27 protein-coding genes, 2 tRNA genes and 1 other RNA gene are annotated in these 23,107 nt (G+C 32.6%); 26 read left to right on the top strand and 4 right to left on the bottom strand.

Annotation, left to right across the window (positions count from 1 at the left end; translation table 11 throughout):
- The first annotated feature begins 109 nt into the window (after window positions 1-109).
- The 4 genes from F8154_RS02415 (at window position 110) to ffs (ending at window position 1,252) form a co-directional block, all read left to right on the top strand.
- Window positions 110-186: transfer RNA gene (locus F8154_RS02415), tRNA-Arg, on the top strand.
- A 227-nt stretch (window positions 187-413) separates the two neighbouring features.
- Window positions 414-875 carry a tRNA adenosine(34) deaminase TadA gene (gene tadA, locus F8154_RS02410; RefSeq protein WP_151859997.1) on the top strand — a complete coding sequence of 154 codons (462 nt, stop codon included), beginning with the start codon at window positions 414-416 and terminating at the stop codon, window positions 873-875.
- A 3-nt stretch (window positions 876-878) separates the two neighbouring features.
- Window positions 879-967, top strand: a tRNA-Ser gene (locus tag F8154_RS02405).
- A gap of 20 nt (window positions 968-987) precedes the next feature.
- Window positions 988-1,252, top strand: an RNA gene (gene ffs, locus F8154_RS02400) — signal recognition particle sRNA large type.
- Between the two features lie 53 nt (window positions 1,253-1,305).
- On the opposite strand, the gene F8154_RS02395 is transcribed toward ffs, so the two are convergent.
- Both F8154_RS02395 and F8154_RS02390 read right to left on the bottom strand, forming a co-directional pair.
- A complete protein-coding gene (locus tag F8154_RS02395) occupies window positions 1,306-2,514 on the bottom strand; it encodes an SHOCT-like domain-containing protein (RefSeq protein ID WP_151859996.1) in 1,209 nt (402 codons plus the stop codon).
- Window positions 2,515-2,539: 25 nt separating this feature from the next.
- The gene (locus tag F8154_RS02390; protein WP_151859995.1) at window positions 2,540-2,902 is read right to left on the bottom strand and encodes a DUF2089 domain-containing protein; all 363 of its coding nucleotides are present in this window, start codon (window positions 2,900-2,902) and stop codon (window positions 2,540-2,542) included.
- 289 nt (window positions 2,903-3,191) lie between these two features.
- Between F8154_RS02390 and yedF the strand changes: the two genes are divergently transcribed.
- The 5 genes from yedF to F8154_RS02365 all read left to right on the top strand — a co-directional run bounded on the left by yedF (window position 3,192) and on the right by F8154_RS02365 (window position 7,079).
- Window positions 3,192-3,794, top strand: coding sequence for a sulfurtransferase-like selenium metabolism protein YedF (yedF, locus tag F8154_RS02385; protein ID WP_151859994.1), 603 nt, complete (start codon window positions 3,192-3,194; stop codon window positions 3,792-3,794).
- Window positions 3,795-3,803: 9 nt separating this feature from the next.
- The gene (locus F8154_RS02380; protein ID WP_151859993.1) at window positions 3,804-4,070 is read left to right on the top strand and encodes a DUF3343 domain-containing protein; all 267 of its coding nucleotides are present in this window, start codon (window positions 3,804-3,806) and stop codon (window positions 4,068-4,070) included.
- Window positions 4,071-4,085: 15 nt separating this feature from the next.
- Window positions 4,086-4,970, top strand: a complete 885-nt coding sequence (locus tag F8154_RS02375) for a mechanosensitive ion channel family protein (protein ID WP_207706806.1) — start codon at window positions 4,086-4,088, stop codon at window positions 4,968-4,970.
- Window positions 4,971-5,191: 221 nt separating this feature from the next.
- Complete coding sequence (locus F8154_RS02370; RefSeq protein ID WP_151859992.1) at window positions 5,192-6,121, top strand: CPBP family intramembrane glutamic endopeptidase; 930 nt, start codon at window positions 5,192-5,194, stop codon at window positions 6,119-6,121.
- Between the two features lie 157 nt (window positions 6,122-6,278).
- Window positions 6,279-7,079, top strand: a complete 801-nt coding sequence (locus F8154_RS02365; RefSeq protein WP_151859991.1) for a CPBP family intramembrane glutamic endopeptidase — start codon at window positions 6,279-6,281, stop codon at window positions 7,077-7,079.
- A gap of 279 nt (window positions 7,080-7,358) precedes the next feature.
- Here F8154_RS02365 and F8154_RS02360 read toward each other — a convergent pair whose 3' ends face one another.
- Window positions 7,359-7,712 carry a hypothetical protein gene (locus tag F8154_RS02360; RefSeq protein WP_151859990.1) on the bottom strand — a complete coding sequence of 118 codons (354 nt, stop codon included), beginning with the start codon at window positions 7,710-7,712 and terminating at the stop codon, window positions 7,359-7,361.
- Window positions 7,713-8,102: 390 nt separating this feature from the next.
- Here F8154_RS02360 and F8154_RS02355 point away from each other — a divergent pair, with 390 nt between their 5' ends.
- The 17 genes from F8154_RS02355 (at window position 8,103) to hflC (ending at window position 21,919) form a co-directional block, all read left to right on the top strand.
- Window positions 8,103-8,711: an IS607 family transposase gene (locus tag F8154_RS02355; protein WP_151859989.1), complete on the top strand. Its 609-nt coding sequence runs from the start codon at window positions 8,103-8,105 to the stop codon at window positions 8,709-8,711.
- On the top strand, window positions 8,704-9,891 hold the full coding sequence (locus F8154_RS02350) for an RNA-guided endonuclease InsQ/TnpB family protein (protein ID WP_151859988.1): 1,188 nt from the start codon (window positions 8,704-8,706) through the stop codon (window positions 9,889-9,891). The genes F8154_RS02355 and F8154_RS02350 overlap by 8 nt, the downstream gene beginning before the upstream one ends.
- A gap of 228 nt (window positions 9,892-10,119) precedes the next feature.
- Complete coding sequence (locus tag F8154_RS02345; protein WP_151859987.1) at window positions 10,120-10,305, top strand: DUF951 domain-containing protein; 186 nt, start codon at window positions 10,120-10,122, stop codon at window positions 10,303-10,305.
- A gap of 379 nt (window positions 10,306-10,684) precedes the next feature.
- Window positions 10,685-10,969, top strand: coding sequence for a 30S ribosomal protein S6 (rpsF, locus tag F8154_RS02340; RefSeq protein ID WP_151859986.1), 285 nt, complete (start codon window positions 10,685-10,687; stop codon window positions 10,967-10,969).
- A 21-nt stretch (window positions 10,970-10,990) separates the two neighbouring features.
- Window positions 10,991-11,401, top strand: a complete 411-nt coding sequence (locus tag F8154_RS02335; protein ID WP_151859985.1) for a single-stranded DNA-binding protein — start codon at window positions 10,991-10,993, stop codon at window positions 11,399-11,401.
- A 17-nt stretch (window positions 11,402-11,418) separates the two neighbouring features.
- A complete protein-coding gene (gene rpsR / locus F8154_RS02330; RefSeq protein WP_151859984.1) occupies window positions 11,419-11,649 on the top strand; it encodes a 30S ribosomal protein S18 in 231 nt (76 codons plus the stop codon).
- Window positions 11,650-11,855: 206 nt separating this feature from the next.
- Window positions 11,856-12,935 (top strand): YibE/F family protein, encoded by a 1,080-nt coding sequence (locus tag F8154_RS02325; RefSeq protein ID WP_151859983.1) that lies wholly within the window; start codon window positions 11,856-11,858, stop codon window positions 12,933-12,935.
- 81 nt (window positions 12,936-13,016) lie between these two features.
- A complete protein-coding gene (locus F8154_RS02320; protein ID WP_151859982.1) occupies window positions 13,017-14,504 on the top strand; it encodes a TldD/PmbA family protein in 1,488 nt (495 codons plus the stop codon).
- Window position 14,505: 1 nt separating this feature from the next.
- Window positions 14,506-15,822 (top strand): metallopeptidase TldD-related protein, encoded by a 1,317-nt coding sequence (locus F8154_RS02315; protein ID WP_151859981.1) that lies wholly within the window; start codon window positions 14,506-14,508, stop codon window positions 15,820-15,822.
- A gap of 13 nt (window positions 15,823-15,835) precedes the next feature.
- Window positions 15,836-16,249: a hypothetical protein gene (locus F8154_RS02310; RefSeq protein WP_151859980.1), complete on the top strand. Its 414-nt coding sequence runs from the start codon at window positions 15,836-15,838 to the stop codon at window positions 16,247-16,249.
- Window positions 16,250-16,355: 106 nt separating this feature from the next.
- Entirely contained in the window at window positions 16,356-16,955 is a 600-nt protein-coding gene (locus F8154_RS02305; RefSeq protein WP_151859979.1) for a 50S ribosomal protein L25, read from the top strand.
- A 124-nt stretch (window positions 16,956-17,079) separates the two neighbouring features.
- Window positions 17,080-17,655: a 50S ribosomal protein L25 gene (locus F8154_RS02300; protein WP_192930127.1), complete on the top strand. Its 576-nt coding sequence runs from the start codon at window positions 17,080-17,082 to the stop codon at window positions 17,653-17,655.
- An 82-nt stretch (window positions 17,656-17,737) separates the two neighbouring features.
- A complete protein-coding gene (locus F8154_RS02295; RefSeq protein ID WP_151859977.1) occupies window positions 17,738-19,216 on the top strand; it encodes a methyl-accepting chemotaxis protein in 1,479 nt (492 codons plus the stop codon).
- A gap of 83 nt (window positions 19,217-19,299) precedes the next feature.
- Window positions 19,300-19,593, top strand: a complete 294-nt coding sequence (locus tag F8154_RS02290) for a metal-sensitive transcriptional regulator (RefSeq protein ID WP_192930126.1) — start codon at window positions 19,300-19,302, stop codon at window positions 19,591-19,593.
- 43 nt (window positions 19,594-19,636) lie between these two features.
- Window positions 19,637-19,852, top strand: coding sequence for a heavy-metal-associated domain-containing protein (locus tag F8154_RS02285; protein ID WP_151859975.1), 216 nt, complete (start codon window positions 19,637-19,639; stop codon window positions 19,850-19,852).
- 193 nt (window positions 19,853-20,045) lie between these two features.
- Entirely contained in the window at window positions 20,046-20,975 is a 930-nt protein-coding gene (hflK, locus tag F8154_RS02280) for an FtsH protease activity modulator HflK (RefSeq protein WP_151859974.1), read from the top strand.
- On the top strand, window positions 20,975-21,919 hold the full coding sequence (hflC, locus tag F8154_RS02275) for a protease modulator HflC (RefSeq protein WP_207706805.1): 945 nt from the start codon (window positions 20,975-20,977) through the stop codon (window positions 21,917-21,919). The genes hflK and hflC overlap by 1 nt, the downstream gene beginning before the upstream one ends.
- Window positions 21,920-21,953: 34 nt before the next feature.
- Here the strand turns inward: hflC and mltG are convergent, their stop codons facing one another.
- Window positions 21,954-22,964, bottom strand: coding sequence for an endolytic transglycosylase MltG (mltG, locus tag F8154_RS02270; RefSeq protein WP_151859973.1), 1,011 nt, complete (start codon window positions 22,962-22,964; stop codon window positions 21,954-21,956).
- Between the last annotated feature and the right edge of the window lie 143 nt (window positions 22,965-23,107).

The raw sequence follows: 23,107 nt of genomic DNA, 5'->3' as shown, positions 1-23,107 counted from the left end.
TAATGAGGGTCTTATGCTATAAAATGACAATTAATTAGTTATAAGGCATTAAAAGACAATTGATTTTATAAGTAATATATGTTAAACTATTCTTTGTACTAAATATCGGGTTTCCGTAGCTCAGCAGGATAGAGCAACTGCCTCCTAAGCAGTAGGCCGTGGGTTCGACTCCCGCCGGGAACGCCATTTTAGAACAAAGTCTTAGTGCTAAGGCTTTGTTTTTATATTATGAAGATAACCTTATGAAGCAGAAAGAGTAGTAGATGCAGTCTCTTTAACTAATAGCAATATTTCACATTGACTTTTTAGGGGATTTTGTTTAATATATAGTTTGTACTGCATTTTTATATCTATAAAAGACCATAATAAGGTTTATAGCCAACCACAAAAAAATCAACCCATTTCCAGGAGGGATGAATGTGGATGAGTATTTCATGAGTTTAGCACTGGAAGAAGCACTAAAGGCATATGATAAACGTGAAGTACCAATTGGGGCAGTGATTGTAAGGGATAATAAAGTCATTTCTGTCGGCCATAATTTAAGAGAATGCTTAAAGGATGCTACAGCCCATGCAGAATTGATTGCCATCAAAGAGGCCTGCGACGCTTTAGGGGGCTGGAGGTTGACAAACACTACCCTGTATGCTACAATAGAACCCTGCCCTATGTGTGCAGGCGCAATACTTCAGAGTCGAATTCAACGGGTAGTTATTGGAAGCATGGATCCAAAGGCAGGTGCCTGTGGTTCTATTGTAAATCTACTAAATATGAATGATTTTAATCATCAGGTAGAGATTACTACCGGTGTTTTAGAAGAAGAATGTGCTGATATTATGCGGCGCTTTTTTAAAGAGCTAAGAAATAAAGGCAAATAATAGGGAGAGGTGTCCGAGTTGGCTAAGGGGCACGCCTGGAAAGCGTGTAAGGCCGTTAGGCCCCGCGGGTTCGAGTCCCGCTCTCTCCGCCATTAAAAAGTTTATAAGTTTGCTGTGCTAGACGGGGAGGTAGCGGTGCCCTGTAGCCTGCAACCCGCTGTAGCAGGGTCGAATCCCTCACCGAGGCATGCTGTATGTAGGGCAGCCTTAAGTAAGTGGTAATGAAGATCGGGTCCTACGCAATGGAAGCTTGCGAACCCCGCCAGGTCTGGAAGGAAGCAACGGTAAGTAATCCCTTTCGTGTGCCGTAGGGCAGCCTGATTCGAGCTAACTGCTTAAGTAACGCCTATGGCAGTCTGTCAAAGTGAGGTGCACAGCATTACATAAAATAAAAACATGAGAAAAATCTCATGTTTTATTTATTTATCACTTAATTAGTTATAACAATATTATCATTTGTTGTATAGGCCTTAATACTAATTACTTTATCGCAGCTTTCATAATTTGAAGTTTTTCCAGAAAGCTTTGTGTTAGAACCAACAATCTTTTCTTTATAAATCATGTTGAAGGGGGTTTTAATAGAACCATTTGTAGTGGCTGCTTCGAAATTAACTCCTATTGATGGTGGTATAGGACCATTAATTTCTATTTTACCATTAGAGGTTTTAAGGTGTATAAGTTCTAGGTTATCGTATATTAGATTGTTAACTACTATTTTGGAATTAGTTGTTATGGTTTCAATCCCTCTCAATTTAGCATTATCTAATATAACCTTAGCATTTTTAGTAACAGCTAAAACATGATTAGCGATAATACTATTACACATTATTCTAGCATTGGTGGTGGAACAGCTTGTTTCTTCATTAACATTTACATTATTTAATACTATTGAAGCATTTTTTGTGCTACAACCAAGGTTATTACATTTAATATCCTCAACATAAATGGAAGCATTATTTGTATGCACCTTTATTGTATCAATATGTTTAGAGGGTACAAAAACCTCTAACTCAACCATAAGCTTTTCTATATCCTTAGGAAAGAAGGATATTGAGGAAGACTCCTTTTTAACCTGCATAATAGGTTTACGGGACTCATACTCCTTGGATAAAGTTCTAATGGATGCTTTAACGGAAATAGTGTCCTCCTCCCAGCTAGAGAGGTAAATTTTTCCGTTTTTAGCCATGAAATTTAAGAAAGAAAAATTATCTGGAGCTTCAACATTATAAACCTCTTCGTATTTCTCATAGTTGGAATTTGAGTCATATTTAGATAAGCTATCAACATCTATATTTTCTTCAACAAAATCTAATATTTTTTCTGCAAAGCCCATAGATTTTTCTGCAAGACGCACCCCTAAGTGGCTCATTTTTTCACCAAATCTTTCGCCAAAATCCTCCATGCGTCTTCCGAAGTCATCCATCTTCTCACCGAAGTTTTCAAAGGAGCCTTCTAAATCGTCATCAAGATGTATATGTATTTTTTTATGCTTTTTCCCCTTGTTGTTAGAAGTGTAGCTGTAGTTAGCAGTGGATTCATCGCTGTCACTTTCAAGAGCCTGTAATAGCTTCAGAGCCTCCTCCTTACTAATTTTTCCCTCCTCTAATAGCTTTAAAATCATTAATTTTTCATCAGACATAAAATCAACTCCCTTTTAATATATGCTATTCCTTTAATAGCTTTACGGCCTCTTCTGCTGTAATATCTCCTCTATTTAAGGATTCAAGAACTTCTTTTTTGTTGTTGGTTTTAACCTCTACATAATTATGGCCTAAAGCACTAATTACTGCTTCTAGCTTGTTTCTTACTGTGGGATAAGATATGCCTAGCTCTCTTTCAATTTCCTTAATATTACCTCTGTTTTTTATAAAGACATCAATAAAGTCCTTGTGCTCTTCTGATAATTTGGAGAATTTACAAAGCTTAAAGCTACCCTCTATTGTGGTATCACAGTGACAGCACTTAAGCTTGGTTACCAGCAGCTGATGATTACAAACTGGACAGCTATTAAGTATATTCTTCTGCATGATTAAGCTCCCTTCAATATTATTAAATTAGCATTACAACTATTACCAAAATAATATAACAACAAATTAATAATGTCAATCAATAATTAATAAATAATTAAAATATTCAATATTAAAATTAATAATATTAAAACCAATAAAAAACACTTACATAATGTATAGATTATATCTATGCAAACAACTATTTCTATAGATAGAACTAATATGCACTTGGGCACAATACATTGAAGATATCAAGATGTACTGCTATACTTAGATTATGAAAATAAAGTAACTTGGAGGAATGAAAATGAATACAGAAATAGATGCAAGGGGTCTAAATTGTCCTTTACCAGTTATCCAAACTAAAAAAGCACTTGAGACTATAAATGAAGGCGTTATAACAACCATTGTGGACAATGAGGTAGCTAAAGAAAATGTAACTAAGCTGGCAAAAAGTATGACACTAAAGGTAGATGTTAAGGAAAGTCAAGGAAACTACTATATTAATATTTTTAAAGATCAGCCAACGGGTGAGATTACCCTGGGAGAAATTAGCTGTGATGATCTTCCAAAAAGAAATTTAGTTATTTTAATTACTGATACAAGCTTTGGTGCGGGTTCTGAGGAGTTAGGCAGGATACTAATGAAGGGCTATATTTACACACTGACAGAAGCTACTCCATATCCCAAATCAATTATATTATTAAATAGTGGTGTTAAACTAGCTGTCGAGGGATCAGAGGTGTTAGAAAACCTAAGAAAGCTGGAGGCAAATGGTGTTGAAATACTATCATGTGGCACCTGCTTAGATTATTATAAGATTAAAGACAAGCTACTTGTAGGTGGAGTTAGCAATATGTATACTATAGTAGAAAAGCTTAATAACGCTAAAAATACAGTTAAAATATAGGAGAATAAAATGGAGACAGTTAAATTATACGTGATAGTTTTTGATTCAACCCATTCAGCAATTGCCGCAGAAACTATGTTAAAGGAAGAAAACATTGCTAATGAGGTTATTCCAACACCAAGAGAAATTACAGCAAGCTGTGGCCTATCTATAAGGTTTAATATAGATTCATTGGATAAAGTCAAAAATATACTTAAGCAGGGAAGTGTCTCAGTAAATGGTGTATATAAACTAGAAAGAAGGCTTAACGAAAAACAAGTTGAAAAACTGATGTAGAGGGGGGCATAGAAGTTGTCAATAGAATCAATAAAGGAAGTGTTTACTCAAACCCTAGAGTTTTTTAAGGATCCAGAGCAGCTATCCTTATATATAGGAAAAATAATAAATATTATAATAATACTTTTTATTGCTAGGGTATCAATAAAGGTTTTACAATCGTTAATTAATAAATTTTTTGACACTAAATTTCTCAGCACAAAAGCAGGAAAAAAGTTTCAGATAGACGTACCTAGACTAGAGACCTTAAAAGGATTAACAAAAAGCTTAGTTAAGTACACTATATATTTTATTGCCTCTACAGCCATTTTAGACTCCTTTGGAGTGGAAATAGGAGCATTAATTGCAGCAGCTGGTATCGGAGGATTAGCCCTTGGTTTTGGAGCACAAAACCTAGTTAGAGATATTATTACAGGATTCTTTATTTTATTTGAAGAACAATTTGGGGTAGGAAATTATGTAGAAATAGACGGTGTCGATGGCATTGTTGAAGAAATGGCCCTAAGAGTAACAAAAATTCGTGGCTTTAATGGAGACTTGCATATAATACCGAATGGGGAAATTAAAAAGGTTACAAATCGTAGTACAGGAAAAATGAGGGCTTGGGTAGACATATCAATTGCATACGAAGAGGATATTGATAAAGCAATTAAAGTATTAGAGGAAGCTTCCCAAGATTTAAGAAGCAATAATCCACAAATATTAGAGGGCCCTATAGTACTTGGAGTATCCAATTTAGGGGCTTCAGATGTTGTAATTTCAGTAATGGCAAAAACAGTTCCTATGGAGCAATGGTCAATTGAAAGGCTAATGAGAAAAACCTTTAAGCAATCCTTTGATAAAGCAGGAATAGAAATACCTTATCCAAGACGAGTTGTAATAAGTGGAGATGGAGAATAATAATACAAAAAACCCTTTTAAAAATGAGGGTTTTTTTATATGCAAATTTACATGTACATAGAATTCTTTAAGAGTAATAAGGGTATTTGTCGAAAAATGCAGATGAAAAAAAGTTGATTATACATAATAATAGAATAAAATAGTAAATGTATGAAACATATTTATTAAGACAGTTGCCAGTTGTAAACTGCAAATGATATGTAAAAAGGGAGCTAACAAATATGCTATTAATTCAAATTTTTATACTAGCAATGTTTATAACTATTGCAGTATACAACCTAATTAAAATAATACTAACCAAAGAACCTATTATATCTTTAAAAAAGCAAATTATAATATTATTACTAACAGAAACTTTAATCATAGTATTTGTATGGATAATTGGCATTGTAGATATATGGTTTTATACAGTGATTTTACCTGTCGTCACTGTACTTTTTACTATTATAGTTTTGTTATTTAATTATTTAGCTAAGAAGACTAAGTCTAACAATTCTATGAAAAGCATTAGCCTATTCACTATTTTTGCAATTATAACTACTAGATTTTTTGCTAACAACACTTTTTATGATAATATGTCTACAGACTTTTTTATCTTTCACCTATTTGCAATAATACATAATGTATTGATTATAAATGTAGTATTAGCTTTTTTGCTTAACAGTGGATTTACAAAAGATGATTTAGGGATAAACATAAAAAGCAACACAAATACAAAGAATTTACACAAGTATGCCCTTTGTTTTTTTATTGGGCTAGGAATAATGATTGGTGATATTGTAGCTATTTCTAATATATACAACTTAAATATACTAGAATACATAAAAAATAAGCCAGCTGGTGTATTATTTTTTGATTTTATATTTAATTTTTTCAAAAATGGAATACCGGAAGAATTACTGTTTAGAGGATTGATATTTTTTCTGTTTAGCAAGTTTTTTGTAAAAAAGCTAGGCGAAGAAAGGGGAGTTTTTTTATCAGTATTAACAACAAATATTATTTTTACAATAATTCATACAAATGTCCCCATAAGCTATAGCTTCAACATATTGTTTTTAGGCATAATCCTTAACTATATTAGAATTAAATCGGGAAATATATTTATTCCAGCAATACTTCATGCAATGTTCAATGCTTTTACACCATCATAATAACCTCTAATTTATCTCAGCTGCGTTACTAACACTCACGCATCTTAAGCGGGAGATAAGTGCCGCCAATCTAGAAAGTAAGCGGAACTAAGTTTTCTTTACAATACTAGTTACTATAGAATTATACCGTAGAAGTTGACATGAAAGGATATTAAGAATGAAGAACGTAAGAAAAACAATAAGCATGGTACTTCTATATATTTTAATATATGAAATTTCACGAATTATAATTGGTTTTACTGAAGGGGTTTTAATAGAGATTAGTGGGAAAAATTTTACTCTATATAAAGATTATATTTATATTAGGTTTATACTAGCTGCTATACTAGCAGGAACCCTTTATTTATTAACTTGTAAAAAAAGAAAAATAGATTTATATAAAATATGTAATTTTAAAAAGGTAGCAGCAGGTAAAATTATTCTACTGATAATTTTAGGGTTTGGAATACGAGTTACTCTACTTTCATTGTTGACTTATTTCTATGATTTAGACATATTATCAGAATACTTTACTAAGCTAATGTCAACTAAACCCCTTATCTCTCATGGAAGTTATTTTTTATATTTACTAGCAATAGGTGTTATAGTGCCATTTATAGAAGAAATTATATTTAGAGGCTTGATTTTTAATGAGTTAGAAAAAAGCTTTAAAACTCACTGGGTTATAGTAATTCAAGCTATACTGTTTTCCTTAGTTCATTTGCAACCAATAAAAATGATTTACACTTTTTTATTCGGTATGTTACTAGGCATATCATATGTGTTAATTAAATCAATATTGGCACCAATTATAATACATATAGTTTTCAATAGCTCCAACCATCTAATCGAAGTAATAATATCACTAGATTTAATTAATAATAACATTATTTTATTTCAGATTCTTAATTTGTTAATTGTTATAGTAATCTATGCTTATTTTTACAAAAAAAATATAGCTGATTCAGAGTTATGGTAACTTGTAAATCGGGCATAGAAGTAGAGGTGAAAGGTATTACAAGTAAAAACTATGGAAAAAGATTGGTATTGAAAAATTACTAAAAAGATATAGCATTAATAAAATTGAAAAATGAAGCAGAAGTAAAGGTTGGTATGTTATGCGAGGCACAAGTAATAACAAAATCTAAGAAAATATTATATTATCTGCTTGAAAAGATTAATTTATTAGAGTAAGTATACACATCAATTAATCATAGTTAAATTAATTAGCATTATAACAATAACTACTGTATGCTTTTTAATCCCCCAAATAAAGGGTGATAAAATAAGTAAAAATTACTAGTAGTAAAACATTTACAATAAATATAACAAAACAAGATAATTTAGAGCTTTTCTTTAGGAAATTAACATACTTCAAAATAAGGCTTTTATTCTTAAGTCTACCAAAAACAATAGTAGAGATAATAAATGATACTGTAAAAATAACTACCATATTACCAGTCCATAATGATACTAAAAGCTCATTTGAAGTATTAAGTAAAAAAGCCTTGTTAAACAACAGAAACATTAAAATAATTATTTCTGCAATATTGAGGCTTATTATGTCTATAAAAAAGAATTTTTCAACCTTTGTGATATTATACTTCAACATTTATACCCCCTTTTTTATTACTAAAATAGTAAATAGCTATAAGGCTAAGCTTTATCCATAATATAATATATGCTACATCGAGGCTAATATTAATATATTCGGTAAAGCTATTATTATATCTCAGCTACCTTACTAATGCAGCAGCTTCTTAAGATGAAGAAAAGTGTGACCAAGCATTTAAATATGTTAAACAATAGCTCAGGTGGAGTAAAACTCAATCTGAGCTAGGTTTTCTTTATAGTAACGAGTTGCTTTTTGGTGTTTGCTTCTGTACACTAATGCTTAATTAAAAAAGGGGCAAGCAACTGTTAAAAATACATTGTAAAAAGTTATAAAATTTGTTGTATATTTACAATGTTGCATGGTATAATTTTCTTAGAGGTGATGTAATTGAAACATTATACTATACATGAATTTTCAAAGTTAATTGGAAGAACAACGCAAACATTGAGAAATTGGGATAAGAGTGGAAAATTAAAACCTCACCATACTGGCGCAAATGGATACAGATATTATTCAAATGAACAGCTAAAACAAGTTTTAAATATTAGCGATGACAAAAACAGAAAAGTTATTGGTTATTGCAGGGTTTATTCAAATAAGCAAAAAGATGATTTAGAAAGACAAGTAGAAAGTATGCAAACATATCTTATTGGTGGGGGAGAGCGATTTGAAATAATAACTGATATAGGAAGTGGAATTAATTATAATAAAAAAGGACTAAAGCAGTTAATACAAAAAATAACTAACAATGAAGTCAAGAAAATAGTAGTTTTATATAAAGACCGATTATTAAGATTCGGATTTGAATTGGTCGAATATATAGCCTATTTAAACAACTGCGAAATAGAGATAATTGATTCTACAGAAAAAACAGAGCAACAAGAACTTGTTGAAGATTTAGTTCAAATAATAACTGTATTTAGCTGTAGACTACAAGGAAAAAGAGCCAAAAAAGCTAGAGAAATGGTGAAGGAGCTAATAGAAGAAGATGATTAAAGGAATTAAGGTAATGCTTATCCCAAACAATAAGCAAAATACCAAGCTTTTTCAATATGCAGGTGCTAGTAGGTTTGCTTATAATTGGACTTTAGAGAAACAACAAGAAAACTATACCCTAAAGGCCACAGGTGAAAACGGTGGTAAATTTATAAATGATGGCGAATTAAGAAAAGAGTTTACAAAACTAAAGAAACAGCAAGGTTATGAGTGGTTAAACAACATAAGCAACAATGTGACAAAACAAGCTATCAAAGATGCTTGTAATGCATATAAAAGATTTTTTAAAGGAGAAAGTAAGTTCCCTAGATTTAAAAGCAGAAAGAAGTCAGCCCCAAAGTTTTATCAAGATGTTGAGAAGATACAATTCAATGGTACACATGTAAAGCTTGAGGGTTTTACATCTAGTAAGAAGAAAAACAAACAAAAACTGAATTGGGTTAGATTAGCCGAACATAATAGAATTCCTTTTGGAGAAAATGTGAAATACATTAATCCTAGAGTATCATTTGATGGTTTAAATTGGTGGATTAGCGTAGGCATTGAATATGAAGATAAAGCTAGACAACCAACAAATGAAGGAATAGGAATTGATTTAGGCATTAAAGATTTAGCAATATGTTCAGATATAGATAAAACATACAAAAATATAAATAAGACATTAAAAGTAAAGAAAATCAAAAAGAAATTGCTTAGATTGCAACGCAAAATATCAAAAAAATATGAAATGAACAAGGAAGGAGGACGTTATAAGAAAACCTGCAATATTATAAAATTAGAAAATAAACTGAAAAGAGTACATCATCAATTGAAATCTATCCGTCATAATTACTTACATCAGACAACTTCTGAAATAATAAACAGAGAACCAATGTTTATTGTCGTAGAAGATTTAGCAGTAAGTAACATGATGAAAAATAAACACTTATCAAAATCAGTTCAAGAGCAATGTTTTTATGAATTTTATAGACAACTAGAATATAAATCACTATGGAATAATATAAAATTCGTCATTGCCGATAGATTCTATCCTTCATCTAAGCTGTGTTCAGCATGTGGGAATTTCAATAATAATTTAAAACTATCAGATAGAACCTATACATGTGAATGTGGAAATAAAATGGATAGAGATAAAAATGCTAGTCTTAATTTAAAGAGATTTGGCGAATTAGCAATTTAATCACATAAAAGATATTGCTAATATGCACTCATACGTTAGTGAGGAATTTAAGCCCTCGGAGTGTTATACCAAACGAAAGTAGCTTCGGCAAAATCGGACACGTTGAACAGGGAAAGAAACGCAAAAGTTTATTTTATAACTTTTTATAAGTTTTCTGTAACGGTGTAAATATAATAAAAAATAGATTAAAATAAATAATAATAAAAGCTAAAGGAGAGGTGAAAAAGGATGCCAATGAAGCTAGAGGTTGGTGATAAGGTTGAACTTAAAAAGCAACACCCATGTGGTAATCATATATTTGAAATACTAAGGACTGGTGCAGATTTTAGAATAAGATGCGTTAAATGTGACAGGCAAGTATGGATTGATAGACCCACTCTAGAAAAAAGAATTAAAAAAGTTATTGAGAAGTAAACTCTACTCAATAACATTTTTATTTAAAGATAAAGTAAAAAGTCGAAGAGTGGTAGCTTTACCACTCTCCATTTTGTAAGGGGGAGATTGGGATGAATAAAATGTTGTATTGTGGGGGTTATATAATAATAATGTTGCCATTAAGTACTTAATTTATACAAGGTATTTTAAAGATTAGTTTAGCCAATATTATAGTTAGCCTATGATTACATAAATATCCATTAGGTTAAACTATATTTGTATAAAAACATCAAAATCAACCCAAATAAATAATTGTTTGCAATTCATAAGCCTAAATGATATAATAACTAGATGTGAGAAATCATTTCTCTGTCCTGCGGAAAGCAGGGCCGCTAAAGTCCAGAGGGAGGTGAAAATAATGAATAAATACGAATTAATGTATATCTTAAAGTCAGATACAGATGAAGAAAAAAGAAATCAATTATTTGAGAAATTCAAAGGTATAATTGAAGTAGATGGTGAAGTAGAAAACGTTGATGAGTGGGGTAACAGAAAGTTCGCTTATGAAATTAATAAGTTAAACGAAGGCTACTACTACCTAGTACACTTTAATTCATCTGCAGACATTCCAAAAGAGTTAGACAGAAACATGAAAATTGCTGACGATGTAATTAGACACATGATAATTAGACTAGAAGCTTAATAATAATAAGGTGGTGTAACTATGAATAATGTTGTATTAATAGGGAGATTAACTAGAGACCCAGAGTTACGTTTTACTGCCAGCGGAAAAGCTGTTGCCACCTTTAGTGTTGCAGTAAATAGACCCTTTTCAAAAACAAAAGAAGCCGATTTTTTCAATATTGTTGTATGGAGTAAAACAGCTGAAAACTGTGCAAACTACCTTGCCAAAGGAAGGCTTGTTGGAATTCAAGGAAGACTTCAATCCCGATCCTATGAAACACAAAATGGAGATAAAAGATATGTTACAGAAGTTGTTGCAGAACAAGTTGAGTTTTTAGAATGGGGTAATCGTGATGAACAACCAAAGAAGAAAAACGAGGACTTTGGCTCTATAGATGTTGATTTAAACGATTTTGAAGCTATCGACGAAGATGAGGATATTCCATTCTAGTAGAAGGAGGAAATAGAATGATCAATAAAAGAAAACGCAGAAGCAAGAAAAGAATTTGTACCTTCTGTGCCGATAAAAACGCTCGAATTGATTATAAAGATGTTCAAAGATTAAGAAAATATATAACAGAGCGTGGTAAAATTCTTCCAAGAAGAATTTCAGGAAATTGCGCTATACACCAAAGAGATTTAACACAGGCTATAAAGCGTTCAAGACATTTAGCTTTACTACCCTATACATTAGATTAATTAAACAAATAAAATATAAGGGAAGAATGTATATTAAATATATGTTCTTCCTTTTTGTATGAGATTAAAAATTATGATAATGGCTTTTATTAAATTTTCCATTGTAGTATCAACAGAAATTATGAGATATTTTGTCCCATCAATAGACTAATATATTGACATAAAAAATAATATATATCCTATATAAAACTATTTGGGGGATAAATATGAACAAAAAAAGCCTGCTTATAATACTATGTGTTTTATGTAGTCTGTTTTGCAACCTATTAATTGCTAATGCTACAGAGGAGTTAAAGGAGTATACAAAAGTAAAGGCCTATGTAATTGAAGAGAAGGTTACAGAAACCAATCAAATAATGCTTCAAACTATTAGAGTAAGAATACTAGATGGACAATTTAAGGATAGGATAATAGAGTTTAATCATAGAATAATTGAGGACTCTAAGTTTAATATAAGGCTACATAAAAACATGAAAGTTTTTGTGCAGTTAACAATTGAGAATAATCAGCTCAGTAATATTGCCTTTATTGACGTTGTTAAAGATGAATATTTATTATTACTATCGGCAATTTTTTTTATTTTACTAGTTATTTTTGGAGGCTTTAAAGGCCTTCGCTCCTTTATAGCATTAATAATTACTGGTCTATGCCTAGTAAAGCTATTTATGCCCATGATAATTAAAGGCTATAGCTTTGTCTTTTCTACAATAGCAGTAAGTGGTGTAATAATTATAACTAGCTTCTTATTGATTAGTGGCTTTACTAAAAAAAGCCTTTGTGCAATACTAGGTACACTAGGTGGTACTATTGCATCGGGGTTATTAGCCATATATTTTGGCAATCTAATACAGCTTACAGGTGTATCGGATGAAACTGTGCAAATTCTTATTACTCAAACGAATTTAAATATTAACTATAGGGGCCTATTATATAGTGGAATTACAATAGGTGTTTTAGGGGCTGTTATGGATGTAAGCATGACCATAACATCAGTGATTTTTGAAATAAAAAGTACAAATAGAAAAACTTCAATATCAAAGCTGTTTTTTTCAGGTCTTTCTGTTGGAAAGGATATAATGGCAACAATGACTAATACCTTGATATTAGCCTACGCTGGAACCTCATTACCTTTACTATTCTTGTTTTCAGTAGGGGAAATGACATTAATAGACATTGTTAATACCCAATACATAGCTTCAGAAATAATTAGATCCCTATGTGGTAGCATAGGGCTTTTGTTGACAATTCCAATTACCTCTTTAATAGCAGCTATTAATAGCAGATAAAGGGTTTTTAAAAATGCCAATTAATTATGCAGGATTTAAAGCACTACTAGAGAATAGTAAGATAAAGAAAGAGGTGGAAAAATGGAGTGCTTCAATGGTATTATTCATAAAGCTTTAAAGCAGGGTGAAAAATTAGGGGTTTATTTAATATTGAGATTTCAAAAAACTAGGGCTAAATACATTACTGTGAGCAACGGTGAAACAGATGAAATGTCCTATAACGAAGCAGGAGGAATAGGAATTCAAGCCTTTACTAAAGACGGTGGATGCGGCTTTGCTTCTACAGAAAAAATTGATGAAGAAAGCTGTTTGAAAATGGTTAATATGGCAGCAAACATTGCCCACCAGGTTGATAAAAGAGGCGGCAAACAGAACAAAGAAATATTCAAGGTGCCGGCAATTAAAGACATTATTAATGCAGATGTAAAATATCCCTTTGACTATTTAACAATTGAAAAGGAAGAAGCCTATTTATTGAGTTTAAATAAAGAAATTATTACCCAATATAATTCTATGGAAAACTCAATAGCAATAGAAACCCTATACAAATCAATTGAAGATCAATGGAGGATAGTTCGCAGCGATGGAACAGATGTCACCTATAATATACCCAGAACAGTAGTTAGCAACTTAATAACTGCAAAAGGTGTTAATACAGCCACAACTAGGGCCGCCATAAGTGGAAGTGATGCTTCATTACTAATTGATACTGAAAAAAGAAACCGACTTATTAAGAGAACTAAAAATTCCTGTAAGCTAGCTATTAACCTTTTAAAATCACCAAAAATAAAGGGAGGCAGCTACAAAATTGTACTTGATTACGCTTTAGCTAAGGGTCTGGCCCATGAGGCCTTTGGACATGCCGTTGAAAGTGATGGAATGAAAACATCTATACTTGGCAATGAAAAAGGCTTTTTAAAAAAGGGAGAGGAAGTAGCAAGCCCAATAGTTACAATAATTGATGAATCAATTGAGGGAGATTATGCATATCAACCCTATAGTGCAAATGGAGTAAAGAGAGACAGGGTGAAAATAGTTGATAAGGGAATATTAGTAGGGGCATTAGCAGATGTATTTTCCGCTGAAGAAGCAGGTGTTTCTATTACTGGAGCAGGAAGAGCAGAAAGCTATAGACATATTCCCCTACCAAGAATGTCAAATATCCGAATAGAGGTTGAAAACTCAATACCAACTACTAGAGATATTGAAGATATAACACCAGAGGAGCTTTATAAAATTTTAGTAGAAAGCAATTTAGCCGCAGAAGATGAAGAGGTCTTATATTTAGTAGGCTATAAGGGGGGACAGGTTAAACCTAGTCAAGGGGAATTTGTCTTTAATTGTAGCGGAATATACATGCTTAAAGAAGGCTGTAGCCTATATCAACCTGCCATATTTAGTGGGAAGGTTCTTTCGGCTTTAAAATCAATAACTGCAGCAATAGGACCACTAAAGTTAGATGCCCAGGGTACCTGTGGCAAGGCTGGGCAGAGTGTACCCTCTAGTGGTGGAGCTCCCTATTTTATTTTGCTAGAAGCCAATAAAGACGTCATAATTGGGGGAGAATAATATGGAGTATATTAAGAACCTAGAGAATAAAATTAAAGAATATATGGTTAAAAGTAAAGGTGAGCTTCAGATAAAGGGATGGTATTATGGTGCCAATAAAAATACCTCCATAAAAATAGGCTTAAAAAACAACCAGTTAGGTGGAGCCTATAGCTGTCCTAGGGCAGAAGAAAGCATAAGGGGTAAAATATACATTATATGGAATGATGATAGAAGAAGTATAGCTATACTTCAGAGCAATACAGCAAGAAACTTTGATAAAATGGTGGAGCTTTGGAGAAGGGCCTCCTATGTAGAAATAGAGGGAGCAGATATTTATGCAGCCCAAAAGTACCCTCAAGTTAAGCTGTTTGATGAAGAGGTTAATCATCTAATATATAGTGATCAAGACTATCTGTTTGAATTACTAGATGAATACAAAAATGAGTTTGGTAGCAACGGCATAAATGATGTTAATGGGTCTGTTAGTGCCAGTAGCTTTCAACAGTACATATGCAATTCTAAGGGGCTAAGAATATGTAATAGGTCAACCTCCTTCTCTACATTTATTCTTGGAGACGATATATATGGAAGGTCATTTATAAGTAGAAAAAAGATATGTAAACCTAAAAAACAGCAAATTATTCAAGATTCAATTACAAGAATAAACCAGCTTAAAACAAGAATCAAAATCAGTGGAGGAGAGATGGAGGTTTTACTATTACCACAGGTAATGGAAAGCTTTATCCAGCATTATCTATTGAATAATTTGAATGGAAGCAACGTAGTTAATAAGCGATCCATTTTTTCCCTAGATAATTTTAATCAAGAGGTGGAAGCCATTAGGAAGGATATGAGTCTTTGTATTAACACAATAACCGACTACAATCAAGGTTCATATATATCCACCTTTGAGGGGGTGCCAGGGGGAGAGGCATTTCTAATTAAAAACGGCAAGCTTAAAACACCTATATTAGACTTAAAGCATGGAAAAAAAGCTAATAGAAAAGCCACACCAGTCCCTGCAGGAAAGGGCAGTATTCAATTTTATAGTAATGATATGGTAACCCTCCAAGAAGCTATAGAGCAGATGGATAAAGGTATTATAGTGTGTGACCTATTGGGTATGCATACTCAAGATCCAACCAGTGGCAACTACTCCTTAACGTCACCAAATAGTATTTATGTAGAAAATGGTAGGGTTATAGGTGGGTGTAAAGCTGTTATTTCTGGTAATATTTTTAAGGATTTGAGAAGCCAACATACCAAATTAGGTAAAATTAATTTTGAGGAGATACCCTTTGCTTTAATAAAATCTAAGGTAACAGGTGAAAAATAAGGGAGGCTAGTTAATGAGCTATATAGTTGTAGGAAACAGTATTATAGACAGTCAAGATTATTATAATAAAATAACACAAATGAATAGCTTTAAAAGGGTAAAGGACCTTACTAAAGGATCTAAAAGAGAAGATACCCTTATATATCAAATATTCCATGATGCAGATGAATTAAGAAGCCAATTAGACATAGAAGCAAAGGATAATATATCGGAGGAAGAGATAATAGATGAATTGATGGAATTGGCAGATGAGAAAGTGTCCCATATAGAAAGTATTATTCCTGAAACTATGCTGTGCTATAATTACTCCTATCACTATGATGAAGCTTTAAATGAAATAAAAACCATATTTATTGCAGCCGATAAAATGGTGGGGGAGTTAAGATTAAGTGACATAGCAGAACGAATATTAAGATCAATAGATTAGCAGTAAAAATAGCATTATATAATACAAAAATTTGCAATTTTACAAATAATCTGTTTTAATAATATTAAGCAAAAACACAACATGACACTGAAAGGGGAGAAGAAACATGGCAACACCTATATTAAAGGTTTATGAAAGGGAAGCAGTAGGCAAAAACAATACTGTAAAGATCAGAAGAGAGGGAAAACTACCAGCAATCCTATATAGCAAAGGAAAAGATACCCAAAATCTTTATTTAGATGAAAAGGAGTTTCTAAAGCTATTAAATCAATATGGTAGTAGTATAAGGGTTGGTTTAGATTTTGCAGGAGAAAAAAGCTTTGCTATCATAAAGGAAATTCAAAGGGTGCCAGTAAAAAACACTCTACTGCATGTTGATTTACAAAAGCTTAATGAAAATGAAAAAGTTAAACTTTCACTACCTATTTATATATTAAATAAAGATGCAGTTGAAAGCAGTAGCGAAATAGTACAGTTGCAACTGACAGACGTAGAGATACAAACGCTTCCTAAATATATACCTGATAGGGTAGAGGTAGATGCTAGAGTACTAAAGGAAAAGGACAATATAACATTAGAAGATATAAGTATAGCAAAGGATGAAAATATTGAAATATTAACAGATATCAACTCAGTTATTGCAACAATAGTTTATGCATCAAAGGCTGAGGTGGAAGAAGAGGAGACACAAGAAGAAATATTGTAATACTCTTGAAGGCTCGCCTAAAGTGATAGGGCGAGCTTTTAATCTCCCATCATTTATTAGTGATTAAAGTATAGTTTCATTTGAAAAGGCAATAATCCACTAATAAATGAAAGGAGATGGAGCAATGAATATTCTATCCAGTCAGCTCAGATTAAAGTCAGGAAAAAATGATAGTCATCAGGCTAGAGATGAAGGCTATATTCCCTCAATCATCTATGGCAAAGACATGAATAATCTGCCAATAAAAATAAACAGAAGAGAAGTGGAGGCCTTTATAAGAAATCATGGTGAAAACAGCTTAGTTGTTTTAAATATAGGGGGAGTAAACTATACAGCAATAATAAAAGAAGTACAAACCCACCCAGTAACTCAAAAGATCATCCATATGGACTTTCAAAAGGTATCGGAGGATCAAAAAATTAATGTGAAGATTCCAGTTATCTTAAATGGAAGAAACTATGTAGAAAAGGGTGGTGCTATTATGCAACAGCAAATACGGGATGTTGAGATAGAATGTACTGCAGGGAATATTCCACGAAAGCTTGAGTACGATATATCAAGCTTTAAGCCAGGAGATGTTCTGAGGGTTGCTGATATGGAGGTAAGCGAGGAGTTCCTTATTTTACAGGATCCACAATCAATAATAGTTTCAGTCTCTGAGGCAAATAAAATAAGTGAGGCTGAAGAGGAAGAAGAATAATTAAAATAAAAAAGGAAGTACCCAAAATTTGTAGAATATTTAAACTAAAGGTTGTTTTAGGTAAAAAAAGGGGGGATTTACTATGTTGTTCAAAAAAAATCAAATGATTAGGGACATGATTGAAACAACCTCCCGTATATCACAGGGAGATTTGACAACTAAGCTGAACATAGAGTCAACATCAAATATTGGTGAACTGGCAGGCAATATTAATGAAATGCTTATGAAGGTAAGGGAATTAATTGGACAAGTTTCTACAGCAAATGAAAAAACCCTAAACTTTGCTAAGGAGCTAGAAGTTAATGCAGAGTATATTTATGACTCCTCTCAAGAGGTGGCTAATGCAATTACAGACATTGCTGCTGAATCTACTCAGCAAAATGAAGCATTATTAAATGTCAGAGACTATACGACGGAAATGAAAAAGGGAATAGAGGATATTTTACAACAGGCAAAGGAGTCCCAAAAAATATCAAACAATATGGTGGATACGGTAAAAAGCAGCAGTTTAGTATTTGAAAAGGTAGTAGAAATTTTACAAAATAACTCCAACTGGAGTATTGACCTATCAAAAAAGATGCAGACACTTAAAGAAGAGGTAGAAAAAATACAAAGAATTACTAGCTTTGTTACAGAAATCAGTAATAATACTAATTTATTAGCACTTAATGCTTCAATTGAAGCAGCTAGGGCAGGCGAATCGGGAAAGGGCTTTGCGGTTGTGGCTAACGAGGTACGAAAGTTGGCAGAGCAAACTGCTGAATTTGCAAGCGATATAGAAAAGATTGTCGATAGCATATCAAATAATATCATAGAAATATCTACAGAAATAATTAAAGAAACAGAAAAGGCTCAATCGGATATAGAGCTGGCACACAATAGTAAAAATCAGCTTAAAAAAGTAATTGACTCAACTGAAACAACATCCCTTTCCATAGATAATATTCGTGCTTTAGCAGAGAAGGAAGCAAAGCTTGTAGAAGAAGTAAATGAAGCCATAGAAAAAATATCTATAGCTACAGAAAAATCTGCGGCTTTTTCGCAGGAGGCAGCAGCTTCAACAGAGGAGCAAACTGCATCTGTTCAAATTATATTTGAATCTATTAAGAAAATGGGTTTAATGGCTAAAGAGGTTCAAGATATTGTAGAAGGCTTTGTTAAAAAATATGTTATGGATGACAAAACCAAAGAAGCTATCAATATGGCAAAAAAGGTGCTACTTGATATATCCACAAAGGAAAATATATTTGACATTGACGAAGCCACAAGTTTAGCTTTTCTTAGGAATAAAATTAAGGAGAATGATTTCTTTGAATTATTAACAATTATTGATGCAAAGGGCTTGCCTAGGGCTATGGCCATTAAAGGAACAGATGAATGGTTAAAGAATAACGTAGCCCATAGACCTTATTTTCAGCAGGCTATTGGTGGAAAAGAGTATGTATCTGACCCTTACATTTCATTACATTCAAATACATACTGCATTTCATTATCTCTTCCTATAAAAACAGCAGCAGGACAGATTGTAGGTATTGTATTAGGAGACTTAACATTGGGATAACAACCGATATGCAAAAAGGGAATCATAGCTGGCTTTACATAGGGTAGGGGGGTATGGTAACCTATATATAGAGGTGATGGATAGTGGAAGAAAACGTAAAAAAACCAACTGAGGAATCATTAAAAATACAAAAATCTATAATAGATAGACTAAATAGAATAGAAGGTCAAATAAGAGGAATAAAGAATATGATTGAGAGGGGAACCTACTGTGATGATGTTATTAATCAGATAGAGGCCTCTAGGTCTGCTTTAAGCTCTATTGAGCTAATACTCTTAGAAGGACATATTAAAAACTGTATAAAACAGCAGCTTAAAAATGGAGACGAAGAAGTGGTGGATGAAGTATTAAAAACCATTAAAAAGCTCATTAAATAGACAAGCTTTACATGATGTGTAAATATGTTAGGAGTGAGGAATATTGAAAAAGAAGCTAAAAATAGATGGAATGAGCTGTAGTCACTGTGCTAATCATGTTAAGGAAGAGCTACTGGAAATAGAAGGTGTAAAGGAAGTTGTAGTAGACCTACTAGATAAAAGTGCCCTTGTGGAGTTAACCAAAGATGTTTCCGATAACAGGCTTAAGCTAGCAGTTGCAGAAGCTGGATACGAGCCATTAGATATTGAAAACATTTAAAATAGTAATAGCAATGGGAGGACTTGGTACTAGACTACTAGGTCCTCTTTCTATATATTATTTTTTTATTAAATATTATTACAAATATTGAGATATACATATTAAAAGGATATAATTGTAATACATGGTTTTTACTCAAGGCAGATAAATCTATTATTATTCCTGCTAAGCAATATAATTAAGGAGGGTTTACATGAAAAAGAAATTAGCAACTGTACTAATTGTCATTGTTGTTGCACTAGGCTTTTTTGTTGCAACCAGCAGCTTTTATACAGTGGACCAAGCTGAATATGCTGTATTAACAACCTTTGGCGTACCCAGCACAGAGGTGATGACACCAGGATTAAAGTTTAAGCTACCGTATCCTATACAATCGGTAAGAAAGCTATCAAGAGAGACCTTTTCACTCACATTTGGCTATGAAGAAACTAGAGATGGAGTCGAAGTTCATGAGAATGAGGCTAAAATGATTACAGGTGACGAAAACATTATTATGGCAGATCTTGAAATACAGTGGAAAATTGTTGATCCAGTAGCCTTTTTATTTAACACACAGGATCCAGTTGACATACTATACAACGCAGCATCCTCATCACTTAGGGGAGTAATAGGCAGTTCTACAGTGGATGAGGCATTAACAGATGGAAGAACAGATATTATGAATGAGGTAAGGGATAATCTGACTAAACTAGTTGATGCCTATGAAATAGGGATAGCCATTGTAAACGTAAACCTACAGGATGTTGATTTACCAACCCAAGAGGTAAGTGATGCCTTCAAAACTGTTACATCTGCAAGGGAAGAAAGATTAACCAAGATAAATGAAGCAAACAGATATAGAAATGAGAAAATTAACACTGCTGAAGGTACAAAGGATGCACTAATAAGTAGGGCAGAGGGTGAAAAAGTTGCTAAAATTGAAAAGGCAAGAGGAGATGTTGCAAGGTTTAATGCTATTTACTCTGAGTATGTTAATAATAAGGAGATAACTAAGCAAAGACTTACTATTGAAACCCTACAGCAGGTTCTACCCAATGCAAAGGTATATATTATGGATGAAGAGTCTAACTCTACTATAAAGTATTTACCATTAGAGGGACTAACTAAAGGAGGTGGAAACTAATGTTTAGGTTTAAAAAGGTTATCAACATGAATGATGAGACAATGACAGGCGAAACCCCCAAACCACAGTTTAAGTTCCCTAAAAAAGGACTTTTAACTACTATAATCATAGCTTTTGCCTTAATGCTAATGGCAAACAATCTAATTATAGTTCAGGCAAACCAGTATAAAATAGTAAGACAGTTTGGAGAAATTGTAAGGGTTATAGATAAGCCAGGATTAAACTTTAAACTACCAATAGTACAAAGTGTATCTACACTTCCCAAACACACCCTTGTTTATAATGTTCCACCAGCAGAAATAAACACCCTTGATAAAAAGAGAATTAAAGTAGACTACTATGGATTATGGAGAATTACTGATCCTAAGGCCCTTATAGAATCATTAAGAACCTTAGCTGGTGCAGAAAGTAGACTTGGAGACATAGTGTACTCTAATATAAGGACAGAGCTTGGTAAAATGGAATATGAGCAAATTGTTAACCATAAAAAGAGCATGCGTGGAGATATAGACGCAATTGTTAAGGATCAGGTTAATGAGATATTATTAAGTAATAACAATGGAATAGAGGTTATAGATATAAAGATGAAAAGAACAGACCTACCGTCTGAAAATGAACAATCAGTTTATAACCGTATGATATCAGAAAGAAAAAGTACAGCACAGCAGTATTTATCTCAGGGTGATGCAGAGGCTTTAAAAATTCAAGCAGAAACCGATAGAGAGGTAGAAGAAATGCTGGCAAAGGCTGAAGCAGAAGCAAAAACTATTGTAGCTGAAGGAGAAAGAGAAGCAGCTCGAATATATAATGAAGCCTATGGCAAAGACCCAGAGTTTTTTAATATGTTCAACTCATTAGAATCATATAAGACAGTTATAGACGAAGAAACAGTAATTGTATTTCCTATGAACTCACCATATTTAAAATATTTAACAGGACAATAGTCACAATATAAAAGGAGGCCCCTATGGTCTCCTTTTACTGTCTATTTAAGATTTTTCTATAGCTTTCCACATTCCTTAAATGCTCTTGATAGGTTTTACCAAAGACATGTCCATTTTCACCCAATACATAATAAAAATAATCGTGTACTTCGGGGTATAGTGTAGCGTGTATAGAGGCTTTGCCAGGAGCCCCTATAGGTCCTGGAGGAATACCTAAATTTGTATAAGTATTAAAGGGGTTAGGTGTCTCTAAGTGGGTATTGTAGACTCTATTTATATGCTCCATACCCTCCCCTAGTCCGTATATCACAGTTGCATCCACCTGTAGTGGCATATTAATTCTTAGTCGATTATGAATAACTCCACTTATTTTACTTCTTTCTTCATCATGAAAGGCTTCACGTTCTATTATGGAGGCTATTGTTAAAACCTCATGAATAGTTAAATCTAATTCAGAGGCTCTTTGTAAATATTCTTCTGTCAAAACATTTTTCATTGTTTTTGCTAAACGGTATACAATATCTTCTGGAGTACTTTTATTAGAAAAATGGTAAGTTTCTGGGTAAAGATACCCTTCTAGCTTGAAGTATAGGTTTTCAGCAGAATAATCTAAATGCTCATCATAATATTTTTCAGAAGCTTTTATAAAATCTTCAGCTGTTGCTAGATTTAAAGCTTCAACCTTTTCAGCTATTTGATATATGGTATAGCCCTCAGGTATAGTTAAAATAATAGGCTTTTCTGGGGTCCCCTTTTTTAATAAATCAAATATTTCTGATATAGTAATATTAGGAGATAAGGTATAATTACCTGGTTTGATGCTTCTATCAACATTAGCAGATTTAGCACGATATTTAAACCAAAGCCTGCTTTTAATAACGCCTTCTTCATATAGAAGCTCAGCTACATGGTTTAAGGTAGATCCATTTACAACTACTATATCAACAGGTTCGTCAAAGGAAGACACCGATAAATAACCAGGAAGCATAACAATTAAAGCGCCTATTATAAGCAAAAACACCAATAAAACCAATAGTTTTTTCATAAAATGCTACTCCCATCATTAGACATATATTTAAATTATATTTTACCATTTTTATTATAAAATTGCACTTATATTAATAATATAATAGTATAATATGAAGAAGCATAGAGGAAAACAGATAAAAAAATCGAAGCATTACATGA

Origin of the sequence: Alkaliphilus pronyensis, from assembly GCF_009017275.1 — a bacterium.
GTDB classification, from domain to species: Bacteria; Bacillota; Clostridia; order Peptostreptococcales; family Natronincolaceae; genus Alkaliphilus_C; species Alkaliphilus_C pronyensis.
The sequence above is the reverse complement of the archived record's forward strand: the minus strand, read 5'-3'. Positions and strand labels throughout refer to the sequence as shown.

Bases quoted from the DNA above. Each gene is read 5' to 3' on its own strand.
- F8154_RS02320 (WP_151859982.1), top strand. From the start codon at position 13,017: ATGGAGTGCTTCAATGGTATTATTCATAAAGCTTTAAAGCAGGGTGAA.
- hflK (WP_151859974.1), top strand. From the start codon at position 20,046: ATGAAAAAGAAATTAGCAACTGTACTAATTGTCATTGTTGTTGCACTA.
- F8154_RS02390 (WP_151859995.1), bottom strand. From the start codon at position 2,902: ATGCAGAAGAATATACTTAATAGCTGTCCAGTTTGTAATCATCAGCTG.
- F8154_RS02315 (WP_151859981.1), top strand. From the start codon at position 14,506: ATGGAGTATATTAAGAACCTAGAGAATAAAATTAAAGAATATATGGTT.
- F8154_RS02305 (WP_151859979.1), top strand. From the start codon at position 16,356: ATGGCAACACCTATATTAAAGGTTTATGAAAGGGAAGCAGTAGGCAAA.
- F8154_RS02335 (WP_151859985.1), top strand. From the start codon at position 10,991: ATGAATAATGTTGTATTAATAGGGAGATTAACTAGAGACCCAGAGTTA.
- F8154_RS02300 (WP_192930127.1), top strand. From the start codon at position 17,080: ATGAATATTCTATCCAGTCAGCTCAGATTAAAGTCAGGAAAAAATGAT.
- hflC (WP_207706805.1), top strand. From the start codon at position 20,975: ATGTTTAGGTTTAAAAAGGTTATCAACATGAATGATGAGACAATGACA.
- yedF (WP_151859994.1), top strand. From the start codon at position 3,192: ATGAATACAGAAATAGATGCAAGGGGTCTAAATTGTCCTTTACCAGTT.
- F8154_RS02380 (WP_151859993.1), top strand. From the start codon at position 3,804: ATGGAGACAGTTAAATTATACGTGATAGTTTTTGATTCAACCCATTCA.
- F8154_RS02325 (WP_151859983.1), top strand. From the start codon at position 11,856: ATGAACAAAAAAAGCCTGCTTATAATACTATGTGTTTTATGTAGTCTG.
- F8154_RS02350 (WP_151859988.1), top strand. From the start codon at position 8,704: ATGATTAAAGGAATTAAGGTAATGCTTATCCCAAACAATAAGCAAAAT.
- F8154_RS02295 (WP_151859977.1), top strand. From the start codon at position 17,738: ATGTTGTTCAAAAAAAATCAAATGATTAGGGACATGATTGAAACAACC.
- F8154_RS02370 (WP_151859992.1), top strand. From the start codon at position 5,192: ATGCTATTAATTCAAATTTTTATACTAGCAATGTTTATAACTATTGCA.
- F8154_RS02395 (WP_151859996.1), bottom strand. From the start codon at position 2,514: ATGTCTGATGAAAAATTAATGATTTTAAAGCTATTAGAGGAGGGAAAA.
- rpsF (WP_151859986.1), top strand. From the start codon at position 10,685: ATGAATAAATACGAATTAATGTATATCTTAAAGTCAGATACAGATGAA.
- rpsR (WP_151859984.1), top strand. From the start codon at position 11,419: ATGATCAATAAAAGAAAACGCAGAAGCAAGAAAAGAATTTGTACCTTC.
- mltG (WP_151859973.1), bottom strand. From the start codon at position 22,964: ATGAAAAAACTATTGGTTTTATTGGTGTTTTTGCTTATAATAGGCGCT.
- F8154_RS02360 (WP_151859990.1), bottom strand. From the start codon at position 7,712: ATGTTGAAGTATAATATCACAAAGGTTGAAAAATTCTTTTTTATAGAC.
- F8154_RS02345 (WP_151859987.1), top strand. From the start codon at position 10,120: ATGCCAATGAAGCTAGAGGTTGGTGATAAGGTTGAACTTAAAAAGCAA.
- F8154_RS02310 (WP_151859980.1), top strand. From the start codon at position 15,836: ATGAGCTATATAGTTGTAGGAAACAGTATTATAGACAGTCAAGATTAT.
- F8154_RS02365 (WP_151859991.1), top strand. From the start codon at position 6,279: ATGAAGAACGTAAGAAAAACAATAAGCATGGTACTTCTATATATTTTA.
- tadA (WP_151859997.1), top strand. From the start codon at position 414: ATGAATGTGGATGAGTATTTCATGAGTTTAGCACTGGAAGAAGCACTA.